The organism is Pseudomonas sp. Irchel s3f7 (genome assembly GCF_900187615.1).
Taxonomy (GTDB): domain Bacteria; phylum Pseudomonadota; class Gammaproteobacteria; order Pseudomonadales; family Pseudomonadaceae; genus Aquipseudomonas.
On the sequence record NZ_FYDO01000011.1, the window covers coordinates 37886 to 54282 of the forward strand.

At 55.8% G+C, this 16397-nt stretch carries 17 protein-coding genes; 6 read left to right on the top strand and 11 right to left on the bottom strand.

Annotated elements, in window-relative coordinates; all coding sequences use genetic code 11:
- The 6 genes from CKW19_RS11345 to ppk2 form a co-directional block, all read right to left on the bottom strand.
- On the bottom strand, positions 1-861 hold the full coding sequence (locus CKW19_RS11345; RefSeq protein ID WP_095057969.1) for a MurR/RpiR family transcriptional regulator: 861 nt from the start codon (positions 859-861) through the stop codon (positions 1-3).
- A 36-nt stretch (positions 862-897) separates the two neighbouring features.
- Positions 898-2133, bottom strand: a complete 1236-nt coding sequence (locus CKW19_RS11350) for a cysteine desulfurase-like protein (protein WP_095057970.1) — start codon at positions 2131-2133, stop codon at positions 898-900.
- Between the two features lie 20 nt (positions 2134-2153).
- The gene (locus CKW19_RS11355) at positions 2154-2888 is read right to left on the bottom strand and encodes an amino acid ABC transporter ATP-binding protein (RefSeq protein ID WP_095057971.1); all 735 of its coding nucleotides are present in this window, start codon (positions 2886-2888) and stop codon (positions 2154-2156) included.
- Positions 2885-3562: an amino acid ABC transporter permease gene (locus tag CKW19_RS11360; protein ID WP_095057972.1), complete on the bottom strand. Its 678-nt coding sequence runs from the start codon at positions 3560-3562 to the stop codon at positions 2885-2887. The genes CKW19_RS11355 and CKW19_RS11360 overlap by 4 nt, the downstream gene beginning before the upstream one ends.
- A gap of 64 nt (positions 3563-3626) precedes the next feature.
- Positions 3627-4403: a transporter substrate-binding domain-containing protein gene (locus tag CKW19_RS11365; RefSeq protein WP_095057973.1), complete on the bottom strand. Its 777-nt coding sequence runs from the start codon at positions 4401-4403 to the stop codon at positions 3627-3629.
- A 353-nt stretch (positions 4404-4756) separates the two neighbouring features.
- Entirely contained in the window at positions 4757-5674 is a 918-nt protein-coding gene (gene ppk2 / locus CKW19_RS11370; protein ID WP_090454573.1) for a polyphosphate kinase 2, read from the bottom strand.
- 234 nt (positions 5675-5908) lie between these two features.
- Between ppk2 and pstS the strand changes: the two genes are divergently transcribed.
- From pstS to CKW19_RS11400, 6 genes are all read left to right on the top strand, one after another.
- Positions 5909-6940: a phosphate ABC transporter substrate-binding protein PstS gene (gene pstS / locus CKW19_RS11375; RefSeq protein ID WP_090454571.1), complete on the top strand. Its 1032-nt coding sequence runs from the start codon at positions 5909-5911 to the stop codon at positions 6938-6940.
- A 70-nt stretch (positions 6941-7010) separates the two neighbouring features.
- A complete protein-coding gene (gene pstC, locus CKW19_RS11380; protein ID WP_090454569.1) occupies positions 7011-7976 on the top strand; it encodes a phosphate ABC transporter permease subunit PstC in 966 nt (321 codons plus the stop codon).
- Positions 7976-8869, top strand: a complete 894-nt coding sequence (gene pstA, locus CKW19_RS11385) for a phosphate ABC transporter permease PstA (protein ID WP_095058097.1) — start codon at positions 7976-7978, stop codon at positions 8867-8869. The genes pstC and pstA overlap by 1 nt, the downstream gene beginning before the upstream one ends.
- A 2-nt stretch (positions 8870-8871) precedes the next feature.
- Complete coding sequence (pstB, locus tag CKW19_RS11390; protein ID WP_371856345.1) at positions 8872-9705, top strand: phosphate ABC transporter ATP-binding protein PstB; 834 nt, start codon at positions 8872-8874, stop codon at positions 9703-9705.
- A 101-nt stretch (positions 9706-9806) separates the two neighbouring features.
- Positions 9807-10505: a hypothetical protein gene (locus CKW19_RS11395; protein ID WP_090454566.1), complete on the top strand. Its 699-nt coding sequence runs from the start codon at positions 9807-9809 to the stop codon at positions 10503-10505.
- Positions 10505-11140, top strand: coding sequence for a hypothetical protein (locus tag CKW19_RS11400; RefSeq protein WP_095057974.1), 636 nt, complete (start codon positions 10505-10507; stop codon positions 11138-11140). The genes CKW19_RS11395 and CKW19_RS11400 overlap by 1 nt, the downstream gene beginning before the upstream one ends.
- 296 nt (positions 11141-11436) lie before the next feature.
- On the opposite strand, the gene CKW19_RS11405 is transcribed toward CKW19_RS11400, so the two are convergent.
- The 5 genes from CKW19_RS11405 to CKW19_RS11430 form a co-directional block, all read right to left on the bottom strand.
- On the bottom strand, positions 11437-12690 hold the full coding sequence (locus tag CKW19_RS11405; protein WP_095057975.1) for a saccharopine dehydrogenase family protein: 1254 nt from the start codon (positions 12688-12690) through the stop codon (positions 11437-11439).
- Positions 12691-12719: 29 nt separating this feature from the next.
- Positions 12720-13817, bottom strand: a complete 1098-nt coding sequence (locus CKW19_RS11410; RefSeq protein WP_090454561.1) for a carboxynorspermidine decarboxylase — start codon at positions 13815-13817, stop codon at positions 12720-12722.
- Between the two features lie 204 nt (positions 13818-14021).
- Positions 14022-14255, bottom strand: coding sequence for a hypothetical protein (locus CKW19_RS11415; RefSeq protein WP_095058098.1), 234 nt, complete (start codon positions 14253-14255; stop codon positions 14022-14024).
- 425 nt (positions 14256-14680) lie between these two features.
- A complete protein-coding gene (locus CKW19_RS11425; RefSeq protein WP_090454558.1) occupies positions 14681-15094 on the bottom strand; it encodes an arsenate reductase ArsC in 414 nt (137 codons plus the stop codon).
- Between the two features lie 142 nt (positions 15095-15236).
- A complete protein-coding gene (locus CKW19_RS11430; RefSeq protein WP_367316918.1) occupies positions 15237-15953 on the bottom strand; it encodes a ParA family protein in 717 nt (238 codons plus the stop codon).
- Positions 15954-16397: the final 444 nt, after the last annotated feature.

Here is a 16397-nt window from a genome sequence, read left to right on the forward strand (position 1 = left end):
TTAACAGTCGATATCGTTCAACCGGTCATGACTCAGGGAACCCCACTCCCGAAACGCCAGCCCCATGGCCAGGGTTTGGGCAATGCAGAACGAAGCTGTGAGAGAACGAAAGCCCAGCAATTCGGCGTCGTTGACCTCAATCACCGTATCGGCCATCTGCCCGATAGGACTCAGAACGCTGTCAGTGATCGCCACCAGCGTCACACCCGCCTCCCGTGCCTGGCGACAGGCTTCAACGGTGTCATGGGCGTACGGCGGGAAGCTTATAGCTATCAACAAATCATCATCGGCTATGGCACTGACCTGCTCCGGCAACGTGCCGCCAGCACCGCTGATGTGCACGGTACGTTGACCAATGCGGCTCAATGCATAACTGAGGTACGCCGCCACCGGAAACGCGCGACGCATGCCGATCACGAAGGTGGTACGAGCCACTTGCAGATGGGCGATCGCGGCTTCGATATTGGCCTGTTCGCCGCCTTCAGCCAGGTGTTCCAGAGAAACGATGTTGGCCTGGCTGAACTCCCGCAAAATCCCGCCGACGTCACTCGGGTCCTCCAGCAACGTCTCACCGCCATAGTGCCGAATACGTTCGCTGTGGGTGTCGGCAACCTGTTGCAGCGGTGCGCGAAACAATCGTTGCAAGTCCTTGAAACCTGAAAACCCAAGGGCCTGAGCCAGCCGAATATAAGCGGAAGGCGCGATGCTTGAACGCTTACCCAGTTCGGCCACCGTATTGAGTGCAACCTCATGCGGGTTGTCGATCAGGAATCGTGCAGCATCGCGCAGGCGACCTGTCAGTTGTTCGTGCTGGGCCGCAATACTGTCACGCAGCTCTGCAAGGGTTTCAGGTAAGGCCATGATCAAGGCTCGTCAAAATGGAAGTGTGTACGCCGGTCAACGCAACGCATTGATGGTTTGATCCAGCGCCGTGATGAGGCGGTCGACTTCTTCCAGCGTGTTGTAATGCGCCAACGACACCCGCACTACCCCACCAAACTGGGCAAGCCCAAGGGCTTCGATAAGGCGCCGCGCATAGAAGTCACCAAAACGAATGCCGATCCGGTGCTCATCGACCCTGCGCACAACAAACTCCGAGCGAATGCCTTCAACCACGAAACTGATGGTTGGCACTCGATTGGGGGTATGCGCTTTGCCAATGATCCGAACACCCTCGCGCTGGCGCAAAAACGCCAGTAGACGCTCGGCGAGCAAATCTTCCTGCACCTCGAAGGCATCGAACGCAGCCTGCATGCACTGGCGCTCGCTGCCTTGTGCTCCAAGCCGGGTGCCGATGTCGAGCAAGTAGTCGGTAATGCCAATGCAGCCGAATGACAACTCGTAGTTGACGTTGCCCGGCTGCAATTTGTAAGGCACAACGTCCTGGCCGATGAAAAAGTGATTGAGGCTCGGCAACTCCAGCAACAAATTACGGCGCCCCCAGAGCACGGCAAAGTGCGGGCCGAACGTTTTATAGAAGCTATAGACGTAGAAATCGGCGTCGCTGGCCTGAACATCGACCAGACGGTGTGGCGCATAAGCGACGGCGTCCACGCACAGCTTGGCGCCCACCGCATGGACACGCCGCGCAACCTCGGCGACGGGATTGACCGAGCCGAGAATGTTCGAGGTGTGGGTCATCGCAACATAGCGGGTTTTGTCATTGAGCAAGACCTGCAGGTCATCGAGCTCCAGCTCACAACTGTCGAGATTGACCTGCCACACGCGCAAGGTCGCACCACGGCTTTCGCACAGTTTGACCCATGGGCCGATGTTGGCCTCGTGATCGCAATTGGTGACGATAATTTCATCACCCGGAACGATTGACGGGGCGATGGCGCGACACAAAATTTGCAACAAGTGGGTGGTCGAGCCGCCCATGATCACTTCTTCGGGATGTTCAGCATTGATCAACTGCATGACCGAGTGGCGCGCCTGCATCACTCGCTCGCCAGCGACAACGGAAGGCTGGTAAGAAGCGCCCAGTTGCACACTGTTGTTCAGCAGGTAATCACAGACCCGCCCAGCCACGGTGCCCAGTACCATCGAACCACCGGCGTTATCCATGTAGACATAACCATCGGCCAGTGCTGGAAATTGCTTGCGAACATAATCGATATCGAGAGGATTCACTCTACTTTCTCCAGCCTGAGTCAATGGTGCAAGATGGCCTGAAGGAACGCTTGTGTGCGAGGTTCCTTAGGTGCGGTAAAAAACGGTTCCGGGATGTTCTGCTCAACAATGCGTCCACTTTCCATGAAGATCACCCGGTCGGCGACCCGACGGGCAAAGCCCATTTCGTGAGTGACCACGACCATCGTGACGCCGGAGCGAGCAAGGTTCTGCATGACATCGAGGACCTCGCCAACCATTTCCGGGTCCAGTGCCGACGTCGGTTCGTCGAATAGAATTGCGCGAGGTTCCATGGCCATGGTGCGGGCAATAGCAACACGCTGCTGTTGGCCGCCAGACAATTGGCTCGGGTATTTGTGCGCGTGATCGCCCATACCGACCTTCACCAATAGCTCCTTGGCCCTGGCGTGCGCGTCACGCCGACTCAACCCGCGAACACGGATCGGCGCCAGCGACACATTGTCGAGCACAGTGAGGTGCGGATAGAGGTTGAAACTCTGAAACACCATGCCCACTTCACTACGGATGGCGCTCAGTCGCGGACCGTTTTCAACCCGCTCACCCCCTACACGAATATCGCCTTGTTGGTAGTCTTCAAGCAGATTGATGCAGCGAATCAAGGTCGATTTTCCCGAACCTGACGGGCCAAGAATGACCACCACTTCACCCTCTTCAACCTGCAGGTTGATATCGCTTAACGCCTTGAAGTTGCCGTAGTACTTGTCGAGTTTTTCAATGTCGATCAACGTGCTCATGCAGTTTTTCCTCCAGAGGCATTACGCCGCTCAACCCAGCTGACCATCTGCACCAACGGCAACAGCAGCAACAGGTACAGCAAGGCAGCCCCTACCAGCGGTGTCGGGTTGGCCGCCAGTGCCTGAGCCTGGGTGGCCTGCTTTAGCAAGTCAGGCATCGCAACCACCGAGGCAAGCGCGGTGTCTTTCATGACGTTGATGCAATTGCTGGTCATGGGCGGCATTACGATGCGAATGGCCTGCGGCAAAACGACGTCGCGCATGGTGTTGAAAAAGCTCATGCCCTGAGAAGCCGATGCTTCGAACTGGCCACGGGGAATGGCTTCGATGCCCGAACGAAAAATCTCCGCACTGTAGGCGCATGAGACCAAAGAGAGTGCACTGGCAGCAGCAGCAAAAGACGACAGTCGAATGCCGACAAAAGGCAGCGCGTAATAGATCAGCACCAGCAAAACCAGCAACGGAATGGAGCGCATGATATCGATGTAGATGCGCGCAAGTGCTCGAACAGGTGCGTAGGAGTACAACCGCAGCAACGCCAGCAAAAGCCCGCCCACCAAGCCCAGGGCAATACTCACCACCCCCAGCACAATGGTCACGCCCAGACCGCGCATCATCAGCGGAAGCGACTCGACGAGTACGTTCCAGTTAAAAAATGTCTGCAAAAGATCCATGGGATACCTCGGTCATTACAAGTGGCGAACAGGTGTCGCCACTTACATGCAGCATCGGCAGGGCTTACTTGAGGACCGCGGTCACTTTCATGGTGCTCGAATCCTTATCGGCTTCGGTGCCAAACCACTGTTTGTGGATCTTTCCAAGTGTGCCGTCTTCTTTCATCTTGCTGATGATGTCGTTGACCTGATCAGTCATTGCCCAGCCTTTGGCGTGCATCAGCGAGTAACGTTCACCGGTGGGAATACGCGCGACGATGGTGTATTGCGGCTTGTCCTTGATGTAGTAGAGCAGCGCCGGAATATCGCTGAGGTAGCCATCGATGCGCCCGGACGCCAGGTCAAGCATCGCTGGCGAAAGCCCTTCGTATCGCGAGACATCGGCGAACTTGTATTCGTCCTTGTGTTGGCCGATCCACATGTCGCCGGTCGAGCCGGTATCGACGCCAACCACTTTGCCGTTCATGTCGGTCAGGCTCTTGACCTTGGACGTGGTCAGTGCGGTGAGGGACTGATCACTGTCAAAGTAAGGCTGTGCGAAGGCAACCGATTCCAGGCGTTTCGGGGTGATGGTGATGGATGAGATAGCGATGTCAACACGCTTCGATTGCACGGCACTGAACAGGCCGTTGAAGGGAATATTGACGAACTCGACGCTTTTTCCGGCTCGTTTGGCGACCTCTTTTACGACATCAACTTCGAAGCCGACAAACTCACCTTTGGAATCCTGAAATTCCCAAGGCACGTTGCCCACGTTAGCACCTACGGTCCAGTCCGCGGCCCAGGCTGGCAGTGCAACTGCGGCGGTCATGAACAATCCCAACATCACTTTCGCTTTCATGTTTGCTCCCGATTGTTTGTTTTTTAGGTGCTAACAGCGGTTGATCTCGTACAACTAGGGACGAGAGTAAATCACTGGAGTATTTATTTCAATGCCTTTTATCTGTGGATTTTTTACTCCAAAATCGTCTTCAGCTTTCCTTAAACGTCACGTCCAAAAGGCTAGTTACGGTCAGAACCCTCGTAAATCATTGCGATACGGCTGTCGCGCTGGGTCTGCTTCCAGGGTTTAGCGTCGCGGAGCGAGTGAGGGAAAACGCCCTAACGGCCCGAAAACAAGGCGTCAGGCAAGACCATCTGACATGCGAAAAAATGCTGCTCTCCAATCGAAGGGCGCCTCGCTCCAGCCTCTCTTTAATAGACTTGAGGAACGATGAGTTCCGGTGGCGTCGGACTGCGGGAGTAATCCTCCTGTCTTACGCGTTGCGGTAGTTCGATCACCGGTAACTCTACTTCTTCATAGGGCATCTGCCCGAGCAGGTGGTGGATGCAGTTAAGTCTTGCTTTCTTCTTATCATCGGCTTGCACCACCCACCATGGCGCTTCGGCGATGTGGGTGCGTTCCAGCATTACTTCCTTGGCCTTGGTATAGGCTTCCCAGCGCCGACGGGACTCCAGATCCATTGGGCTGAGTTTCCACTGCTTGAGCGGGTCGTGAATGCGACTGAGAAAGCGCAGGTGCTGTTCCTGGTCGGAAATGGAGAACCAATATTTGATTAGCTGAATGCCGGAGCGTGCAAGCATTCTTTCGAACTCTGGCACAGTGCGGAAGAACTCTTCGTACTGATCGGCGTTGCAAAAACCCATCACCTGTTCGACGCCTGCGCGATTGTACCAACTACGGTCGAAGAGCACGATCTCACCCGCTGCCGGCAGGTGTGAGACGTAGCGCTGGAAGTACCACTGAGTACGTTCGCGGTCATTGGGTGCAGGCAACGCGGCAACTCGACACACGCGAGGATTGAGCCGTTGGGTAATGCGCTTGATGACACCACCTTTGCCCGCGGCATCACGACCTTCGAACAGAATGACTACTTTGTGGCCTGTCTTTACCACCCAGCTTTGCAGCTTCACCAATTCGCCTTGCAGGCGGAATAGTTCGCTGAAATAAACTCTTCGAGCTTCCTTCTCACTTCCTTCCTCTACCTGCTCATCGAACAGAGCATTCAGGTCAGTGCCGTCTTCGGATAATTCCAGTTCCAGCTCTTCGTCACTGTGATCAAGCAGCTCGCGGCGGATGCGCTGTATCAGTGTGTCTTCGGTTGATAGCATAGGAGCAACTCGCGTCGGGAAGGGCCTGACTCAGTGTTAGTCGTACTTGGTTACGAAGTAATTACAAAAACTTTTGCTTCAAAGCAGGCCCGTATCAAGGGCGGCTACGGGTGCAAGGCGATATCGAGCTGGCAGACAAGTCAATCAGCGAGATCTTGTGCCATCGGACTTTCATAAAGGCGTAACAAGATTGTTGCAGAGTTTCGGAGCCCGCTATCACAAGGAGTTCCTTCGATGAAAAATTTGATGAAGTCTGTTGCGCTCGCCATTACGGTTTCTCTTTGTGCAACCTCAGTGTCTTTCGCTGCTGAAAGCGTTCGACTGACAGGTTCCGGCGCCAGTTTTCCGGCTCCGATTTACCTCACTTGGTTCAAGGATTTCAGCAAGAAAACCGCTGGCGTCACCGTGGATTATCAATCCAAGGGCAGCGGTGCAGGTGTGCAGGACTTTTTGAACAAAACGGTCGATTTCGCCGCCAGCGACTCGGCGATGAAAGACGAGGACATCGCCAAGGTTGCCGAAGGCGCGCAGTTGCTGCCGATGACAGCGGGTGAAATCGTCCTGGCCTATAACCTGCCAGGCAGTCCTAAAGGGCTGAAATTGCCACGCGATGTTTACTCCAACATCTTCCTGGGCAAGATCACCCAATGGAATGACCCGCAGATCGTCGCGGCCAACCCGGAGCTGAAACTGCCTGCTACACCGATCACCGTTGTCGTGCGTGCAGATTCCAGCGGCACCACCGCGGTATTCACCAAGCACTTGGCGGCAATCAACCCGGCGTTCAAGCAGGAGTTAGGTGAAGGCAACACCGTCAACTGGCCAGCCAGCGACAAATTCATCAAATCGCCTAAAAACGATGGCGTGACCGCTACCGTACGTCAGACCCCGGGCGCCATTGGCTACATCGAGTACGGCTTCGCCAAGTTGGCCAAGGTCGACTTTGCCCAATTGCAGAACAAGGCCGGTCACTACGTTGTGCCGAATGCCGAGAGCGGTGCCGAAGCTCTGGCTGCGGTGAAGATGCCTGAAAGCCTGGTGGCCTGGCTGCCTGATCCGGATGGCGCCAAGTCCTACCCGATCACTTCCTACACCTGGATGATCTTCCGCAAGCAGAACGAAAGCCCGGCCAAGGCCAAAGCCATGCGTGAAATGGTTGAGTACAGCCTGACTGAAGGTCAGAAAATCGCCGATTCGATGGGCTACATCCCCCTGCCGCAATCGGTCGTCGATCAGGTTCGCAAAGCTTCCGCCAACATCCAGTGACGCTCGCGAGACCTCTCGGCGTGTGCTTCCAGCCTCGCCGAGAGCGTTCTCCCCTACGCCGGAATAGCCCATGAACAAGCCATTTGTCGTACCGGTCAATCCGGATTCCGCCTGCCGTCCACCGTCTGCAAAGGATTTTCTGGTTGATCGCACCTTCCGCGCACTGGCGCGCATCGGTGTGGTTCTCGTTCTGGCGCTGGTCTTTGCCTTGGTGTTCGAGGTGGGACGCAAAGCACTTCCAGGCATGGAGAAACACGGTTTTGACGTCCTTTTGGGAACCGTGTGGGACGTGAACCAGGGCAAGTACGGCATCCTGCCGGCCATTTGGGGCACGCTCTACAGCGCCTTCATCGCCTTGATGATCGCAGGCTTTTTCGGCGTCAGCATGGCGATTTTCCTGACCCAGGATTTCCTGCCCGCGAAACTGGCGGCCGTTTTTCGCACCATTGTCGAATTGCTCGCGGCCATTCCCAGCGTCGTTTATGGCCTGTGGGGCATCTACGTGGTGATCCCGGCCATTCGTCCCCTCACGGATTGGCTGAACAGTGAACTTGGCTGGATCCCCTTTTTCGGCACGACCTTGAGTGGCCCGGGGCTGTTACCTGCCGCGCTGGTGCTTGCCATCATGATTCTGCCGACCATTGCCGCTGTTTCGCAGGATGCCCTCACCGGCGTTCCGATGAAAACCAAGCAGGCGGCCTATGGCATGGGAACCACCCACTGGGAAGCGATTCTCAAGGTCATGGTGCCCTCCGCTGCCACCGGCATTTTTGGCTCGCTGGTGCTGGGTCTGGGTCGGGCCTTGGGTGAAACGATGGCCCTGGCCATGTTGGTAGGCAACTCGAACAACATTTCCCTTTCTCTGTTTGCACCCGCCAACACGCTCGCGGCCTTGTTGGCGCTGAACTTCCCCGAGGCGGGACCGACCGAGATCGAGGTGTTGATGTATGCAGCACTGGTCCTGATGCTGATCACCCTGATCGTGAACGTCATCGGCTCCATGATCATGGTCTATGCCCAGCGTGGTACTAAATGATGACTGACATCACTTCTTCGACAGCCGCTTTGCCCAGTCTGCAGCGCAAGTTTGAAGGACGCGCCCTGCGCAGCCTGGTGTTAACTACGCTGGTCTGGGCTGGCGCCCTGCTGGCCAGCGTGCCCCTGATTTCCGTGCTCTACATGCTGATCACACGTGGTGGTGCCCGCCTCAGCGTAGAGGTGTTCACCGAACTGCCGCCGACCGGCTTCGAGACGGGTGGCGGCTTCGGCAACGCGATGGCAGGCACCTTCGTTATGGTCGGTATCGCCGCTGCCATCGCGGTTCCGGTCGGCATCATGGCGGCCATCTTTCTGGCTGAGCTTGGGCCGGACAGCAAGCTGGCCAACGCCGCGCGCTTTGCCGCCAAGATGCTCACCGGATTGCCTTCGATTTTGGCGGGGGTTTTTGCCTACGCCCTGGTGGTGATGACCACGGGCACCTACTCGGCACCGGCAGGTGGCGTGGCGCTGGCAGTATTGATGCTGCCCATCGTTGTGCTGACGGCTGAAGAATCGATGAGGATGGTGCCCAAGATCATGAAGGATGCTGCCTACGGTATGGGCTGCACCCGATCGCAGGTGATCTGGAAAATCGTACTGCCTACCGGCCTGCCAGCGATCCTGACCGGCGTGATGCTGGCGGTGGCCCGTGCAGCCGGCGAAACCGCGCCGCTGTTGTTTACCGCCCTGTTCAGCAATTACTGGATCTACCACGACGGCAGCCTGGCGGTGATGAATCCGACCGCATCGCTCGCCGTACTGATCTACAACTTCTCCGGCATGCCGTTCGACAATCAGCTTGAGCTCGCATGGGCGGCCTCGCTGGTGTTGGTGATGATCGTGCTGATCGTGAATATCGTCAGCCGAATCTTCGGCAAGCCAAAGTTTTAAGAATGGGAGCACATAGTGTGAATGTATTATCTGCGCAAAAAGTTGCCCCGCTCGAGACACAGGTCCCTGTGGTCATGGACTGCAAGCTGGACAAGATTTTCTACGGCAATTTCATGGCGGTGCGTGACAGCCATGTGCCGATCGAAAAAAACAAGATCACCGGATTCATCGGTCCTTCGGGCTGCGGAAAGAGTACCGTACTGCGCAGCCTCAACCGGATGAATGACCTAGTCAAAGGCTTTCGCTTCGAGGGTCATGTGCATTTCCTCGGGCAAGACGTTTATGGCAAGGGCGTTGATCCCGTGGTCGTGCGCCGCTATATCGGGATGGTGTTTCAACAACCAAACCCGTTCTCGATGAGCATCTTCGATAACGTCGCTTTTGGCCTACGCCTCAATCGCTACCAGGGCGATCTGGGCGACCGCGTCAAGCACGCCCTGCAGGGCGCCGCGCTGTGGGATGAAGTCAAGGACAAGCTCAAGGTCAGCGGTCTGTCCCTCTCAGGGGGCCAGCAGCAACGACTCTGTATCGCCCGCGCCATCGCCACCGAACCGGAAGTCCTGTTGCTGGATGAGCCGTGCTCGGCACTCGACCCGATTGCCACCCGCCGCGTCGAGGAATTGATGGTCGAGTTGAAGAAGGATTACACCATCGCTCTGGTCACCCACAATATGCAGCAGGCGATCCGTGTCGCTGACACGACGGCATTTTTCTCGGTGGATATTTCACAGGGCACGCGTACCGGCTATCTGGTTGAGATGGGTCCCACGGCCCAGATATTCGACAATCCGCGCGAGCAAATGACCAGCGATTACATCAGCGGAAAATTCAGCTAGGCAAAAACCGTCCGGTCAGACCGAATGCAGCCAAGGGCCAAACGACATTGGCATGCATTTGGTCGTTTTACCTTCCCACCCCTCTTTCATCAGGATTGCCAATGTCTGCAAAGCGTCGTCTTGATTTGTCTGCGATTGAACGTGCGCTGCGTGAGGTGCAAAGTCGTTTTGCTGAGCTCAGCAGGCACTTCACCGAGCCACGAGATCCCTTGACGGACGAAGTGCTTCAGAACGTGCTTGATGGCTATGCCCTGATTGACGACTACATTGCACGTGGCGTCGACCTGTTTGATCTTCAGCAGTTGAATCTGATGCTGGAGATCAATGCCACGGTCCTGTGCGGTCGAGACCCGGCGCGCCGGCTGGAATTCGCTCAACACCTTGCTGCCACCGAGGAACACTTCTTCAACAACGTGGAGGGTGGAATCAAAGACTTGTTCAATTGGTACAGCGCGTATCGCAGTGAATCAGTCTGGAAGCGTGCCGCGGGTGTGTACGTGCGCATCCTGAGCAAGCCGCAATTGTTCATAGAAGGCAACAACCGCAGTGGGTCGCTCATCGTCAGCTATTTGCTCATGCGCGCAGGTTTACCGCCGTTCGTGCTGACGCTGGAAAACGCCGAGGGCTATTTCAACCCATCCTCAGTCATACGCAACTCCGCCAAGCATGGAATCAAGGCGCTGTACGAACTGCCCAAGATCAAGAAAAAATATGCAGCCTTCCTGGAAGAACAGGCGCCTGATCCAATGAAGTTTTTTCTCAAAGACAAGCCCTTGCCCGTCCATCAGGAAGGCCGTTGATGAGCTGGCATCCAATGCTCGCTAAATGCCGAACTTTCGGCAGCCGTGTATGGCAAGCCATCCAGTGTGCCATCCCGATGCCCGTGTTCAGGCGTCCGCGCATACGGATTTCGTTCGATATCGATGACACGCTGGCCTGCCAACTCCACCAGTGCGCAGTAGAGAAAAACCAGCTGCCGGCCTGTGTCCACCGTTGGCTGGGTGAGCCGTTGCGTATCGGAACACGCTCCCTGACCCGAGAGTTACGTCGCCAGGGCTGCAGTATCTGGGTCTACACGTCATCGGGTCGCACGCCTTCCTACATCCGGCGTTGGCTATTACTTTACGGTATCCGCGTCGACGGCGTGGTCAACAGTGTGCGGCATAACCATGCCCTGACGATGCATGGGCTGTCGAACTCCCCTTCGAAATTTCCGCCAGCATTCGATATCGACTTGCATGTCGATGATTCCGAAGGTGTGCAGATTGAAGGTCATGACCACGGTTTTCGCGTGGTTGTCGTACATCCGGAAGACGAGCGCTGGGCACAGAGAGTCTTGGATGCAGTAGCTGAACTCCAGGCGCAGCTAGCTTGGCAGCAACCGCTCAGACACAAGGCGCCAGCGCAACAACGCTCGGAAGTTTTTTCCTCCTGATTTTTAGTACATCTGAAATATTTAGATCGCTCGCTGAGCGATCACCAATTCACACTGGGCGTAGTTGAGCTCAATTGGAATCGATGAAAAAAACCAGTCAGCATTAGGCAGTCTTTGGCCTTCTGCCTGTATCTACAGTTTTTAAGAACGGTGTTAGATGCCGCTCCAGTACGAAGAGCCGGAACAAAAGCATAGGTTGTGAGCTCTCTTCGGCGTATTCAAAAAAGTCACGTACAAACAAAAACGCCGCTTATTGAGCGGCGTTTTTGCAGCAGGCAATGAAGCTCAGTTGTATGTTACGAGCCTTCGGCGTTACCGCTCCAGGGGCGGTCTCCATTCTCATCCTTGATGCGGGTCGGCAGGCCCATCACGTCCAGCGCCCTGAGGAACGGCATAGCCGGCAGCTCTTCGACGTTGGCCATGCGTTGCACGTCCCACTCGCCGCGGGCGACCAGCAGCGCTGCAGCCACTGGCGGCACGCCAGCCGTATAGGAAATGCCTTGGCTGTCGGTTTCTGCGTAGGCTTCTTCATGGTCGGCCACGTTGTAGATGAACACCTCGCGCGGCTGCCCATCTTTGGTGCCCTTGATCAGGTCGCCGATGCAGGTCTTGCCAGTGTAGCCAGGCGCCAGCGAGCTCGGGTCAGGCAGCACGGCCTTGACCACTTTCAGCGGCACGACTTCCAGGCCTTCGGCGGTCTTGACCGGTTGCTCGGAGAGCAAGCCAAGGTTCCTGAGTACGGTGAACACATTGATGTAGTGCTCGCCGAAGCTCATCCAGAAACGCACGTTGGGCACGTCGAGGTTTTTCGACAGCGAGTGCACTTCATCGTGGCCGGTCAGGTACAGGTTCTGCGCGCCTACGACCGGCAGGTCATCAGTACGCTTGACCTCGAACATAGTGTTGCTGGTCCACTGACTGTTCTGCCAGCTCCAGACCTGTCCGGTGAACTCGCGGAAATTGATTTCCGGGTCGAAATTGGTGGCGAAATACTTGCCATGGGAGCCGGCATTGACGTCGAGAATGTCGATCGAATCAATGCGGTCGAAATACTGTTGTTGTGCCAGCGCCGCATAGGCGTTGACCACACCCGGGTCGAAGCCCACACCGAGAATGGCGGTGATGTTCTTCTCTTGGCATTCCTGCAGGTGGTTCCACTCGTAGTTGCCATACCAGGGCGGCGTCTCGCAGATTTTGCCCGGTTCTTCGTGAATGGCGGTGTCCAGATAGGCCACGCCGGCATCGATGCAGGCGCGCAGCACCGACATGTTTAGGAAGGCGGAACCGACGTTGATGACGATCTGCGATCCGGTTTCGCGGATCAGCGCCTTGGTCGCTTCGACATCCAGGGCGTTCAGCGAGAATGCCTGGATTTCGGCGGGCTGTTTGAGGCTGCCCTTAGCCTTGACGCTGTCGATGATGGCCTGGCATTTGGAGATGTTGCGCGACGCGATAGCGATACGACCAAGTTCGTCGTTGTGCTGCGCGCACTTGTGGGCCACCACCTTGGCGACACCTCCTGCACCAATGATAAGAACGTTCTTTTTCAATTGCTTTACTTCTCCTTTATCTGTCCGTTTCAGGAAAGGCTGGACAGATAGTCTTCAAAATCGAATTGACGAACCACCTCGACGGTACCGTCGAGTTGTTTCACTGCGATGGACGGCATTTTCAGGCCGTTGAACCAGTTCTTCTTGACCATGGTGTAGCCCGCGGTATCGACGAACGACAGGCGGTCGCCGATGGCCAGCGGTTTATCAAACTGATACTCGCCGAAGATGTCCCCGGCCAGGCACGACTTGCCGCACACCATGTAGGTATGCTCGCCGTCGCTCGGCGCCAATTTGGCGTTGAGGCGGTAGATCAGCAGGTCCAGCAAGTGGGCTTCGATGGAGCTGTCCACCACCGCCAGGTGCTTGCCATTGTACAGGGTGTCGAGCACGGTCACTTCCAGCGAGGCACTGTTAGTGATCGCCGCTTCGCCCGGCTCCAGGTAAACCTGCACGCCATATTTTTGCGAGAAGGCCTTGAGCCGCGCGCAGAACGCGTCCAGCGCGTAGCCTTCGCCGGTGAAGTGAATGCCGCCGCCCAGGCTCACCCAGTTGACCTTGTGCAGCAGCTCGCCGAAGCGTTCTTCGATGGTGCACAGCATTTGGTCGAACAGGCCGAAATCGCCGTTCTCACAGTTGTTGTGGAACATGAAGCCAGAGATCTGATCGATCACGCCTTCGATCTTCACCGGGTCCCACTCGCCCAGCCGGCTGAACGGGCGCGCCGGGTCGGCCAGCAGGTAGTCGGAGCTGCTTACTTGCGGGTTGACCCGCAGGCCGCGGACCTTGCCTTGCGAGCGCTCGGCAAAGCGTTGCAGCTGGCTGATGGAGTTGAAGATGATCTTGTCGCTGTTGTCGAGCATCTCTTCGATCTCGTCATCGGCCCAAGCCACGCTGTAGGCGTGGGTCTCGCCTTCGAACTTCTGACGACCGAGCTTGAGCTCGTACAGGGACGACGAGGTGGTGCCGTCCATGTATTGTTGCATCAGGTCGAACACCGACCAGGTCGCGAAGCACTTGAGCGCCAGCAGGGCCTTGGCCCCCGACTGCTCGCGCACATAGGCGATCTTCTGCATGTTGACCAGCAGCTTCTGTTTGTCGATGAGGTAGTACGGCGTTTTGATCATTTCAAGGCCTCCTGCAAGGCCAGCCAAAAAAGGATAGGCATTGTGCCTTCGCTGACTACATATCGAAAGAGCTAGAAGGTACAGCTCACTGAGTCTATATATCCACGTGATTCGAGCGTCCAGAACGTGACTTACTACGACGCGTAACTCACGGATATAAAGGCGAATGCAAGCGAGGGCAGTCAGCTTTAGACAATAGACACTTCATGGCACCAAAAGCGCTTGGTCGATCTCAATAGATGGAATGGCTACTTCCTTGCGTTTACTGGCCAGCCAAATCCTTGTTTTGCTCACATCAAAAATTTGCCCCTGCTCCATCAGTGCCAACACGAGCGCATCGGAAACTCGATAGTGGCCACAGGCGGGACAATCTCTTTCCTCCCACGGGCCACGGCACCGAATGCGTTCAGCGACACCTGCACAAATAAGACAGCTCATGGGATCACCATTGTTTTTTTTCCAGTCTGTACCTATAAGTTGTTGGAAGGTGTAAACAATGAGCAATCGTTCATCGGGTTTATCGGAGCTCTTGGTTCTGATTTTACCAGTGAGCGTATCTTGGAGCAGACGATGTCATTATCTCCCTATGGACCAGGCGCCGGGGATCGGAAAATGGATCTGTGGATACGTTTTTTGATGCAGCGGCTACTGGAGCGACCGCCAGTAGCAAAAGCTAAACGTATGGCTGCGTTGTGCAGCAATTTTGCTTGCTGGTAAGTTTTATGAGTGAGCGCAAGCTTTCCTTCAAAGTGAATCGAGAAACTCATTCAGTCCGCTGCTGGCCGCTTGAATCCACATGCCAATAGCGGTCATTGGAATGCAAGTCTAACAACAGTTTGTAGTCGTTTTCACTGAATCCAAGCTCACTGCCTTGTCTTCACTGTGACAAACATTTTGATGCGGTCGTGAATCTCTTGGAGTGCATGGCGGAAAGGCTCATGTTTCTCACTGGTCGTCGGGTCCTCAAAACACCACACGATCACCTCACCGGAGGACGGCATCCGTGAAGCGTCTTCCGAGGATTTATCACACAGTGTGATCACGTAGTGAAACTGCTGCCCGTCAAATTCATTAATCGATTTGCTACGCAGACCGTTGGTCTCTATGCCGATATGTTCGAGAGATTCTACGGTTCGAGGATCAACCTCACCGGGCTCAAGGCCAGCGCTGAAAGCTTCGAAGCTTGAAGAGTCAGTGTGGCGAAGCATAGCCTCGGCCAGCAACGAACGGACGTCATTTTTAGCGCAGACAAACAGCACCCGAATTTTGTCAGCCATTTCTTTCTCCTCGCTCGAACAGTGATCCGAGAAAACGCCCTGTTCAGTTAAGCAGCGTTTTGATCGCCCACCTTCAAGTCGATAGAATGCATTATTTCCAGATCTTTCAATTCTCGGCAGCCGCCGGCCGTAACAGTAGCGTTCACTCAGTTGCCGCCTCCAGCACATGCAAGAGATCAACGAACTGGCCTGTCAGCTTGTGATGCCTGTCGAGGTAGATCAAGGGCAAGCACCGCTCATGAGATTCACGCATCTTGACCGAGCTGCTGAGATACACCGGAAGAATCGGCAGCCCTTCCCCGATGAGTTCCTCGACCAGATTGCGGTGAACGCCAGTGGTGCTGACGTAGTGATTGATGACAATTCCTTCAACGGCCAGTGATTCATTATGGTCAGCCTGAAGTTCGGTTTCCTGTGCCAGCACCTGGTACAACGCTTGGCGAGCGAAGGTATCGCAATCAAATGGAATCAAAACCGCATCGGCGGCGATGAGCGCACTGAACGCATAGAAATTCATCGCCGGCGGCGTATCGATGTAAATCCGGTCGTAGTCTTGTGAAATGTCATCCAACAGCCGGCGCAGCTTGTTTATCTTGAACTTCGCTTCCAGCTTGGGCTGTAAATCCGAAAGCTCGTGGCTGGCAGTGATGAGGTGAAGATTGTCGTAGGGTGTCTCAACGATATGAGCGCGACATTTTTTGGCTGCCGGCCCAGAAGACAGCGTTTGCTTGAAAAAGTCCGCAATACCCACCGAAATATCATCCCCGGTCAGGCCGGTGAGGTAATACGTGGAGTTGGCCTGGGCGTCCAGGTCGACAACCAGCGTCCGGTACACACCGCAGTAGCGGCGCCGCTCAATGCCGTTGTCCTGTGAGTTAGCAGCGGATTTGGCACCGACCAGGACCTTGCAAGAGATTCCGAGCTGACCGCTAGAAGCCGCGGCCGACGGATCTTTCGAGGGTTCAGCGGCACTCAATCGGTGCCAACTACCTGCAAAATGGTTTGTCACCAAAACAGCAAGAAGTCGGGTGAATTTGCGGTCTGTTTGGCACTGCGGTTGGGGCCCAAAAACGTCGAATTTGGAGGTATAGGTCAGGCTCTCGGACGCGATGGTTTGATTCCAAATCGGCCCCTGGGCCTTGTGATCAAAGGGTCGTCAGAAGGCCCACAGCCCGTCAGCAATCAATTCGAATAGGATGCGCCCTCCCCGCGCTCTGTTCCGTTTCCCTAGCGCACAATCGGAAGTCCGGCTTTCGCTGCTTCCGTTTGTCTTCAAAGGCACGGCCCGCGTGACGTACAGCCG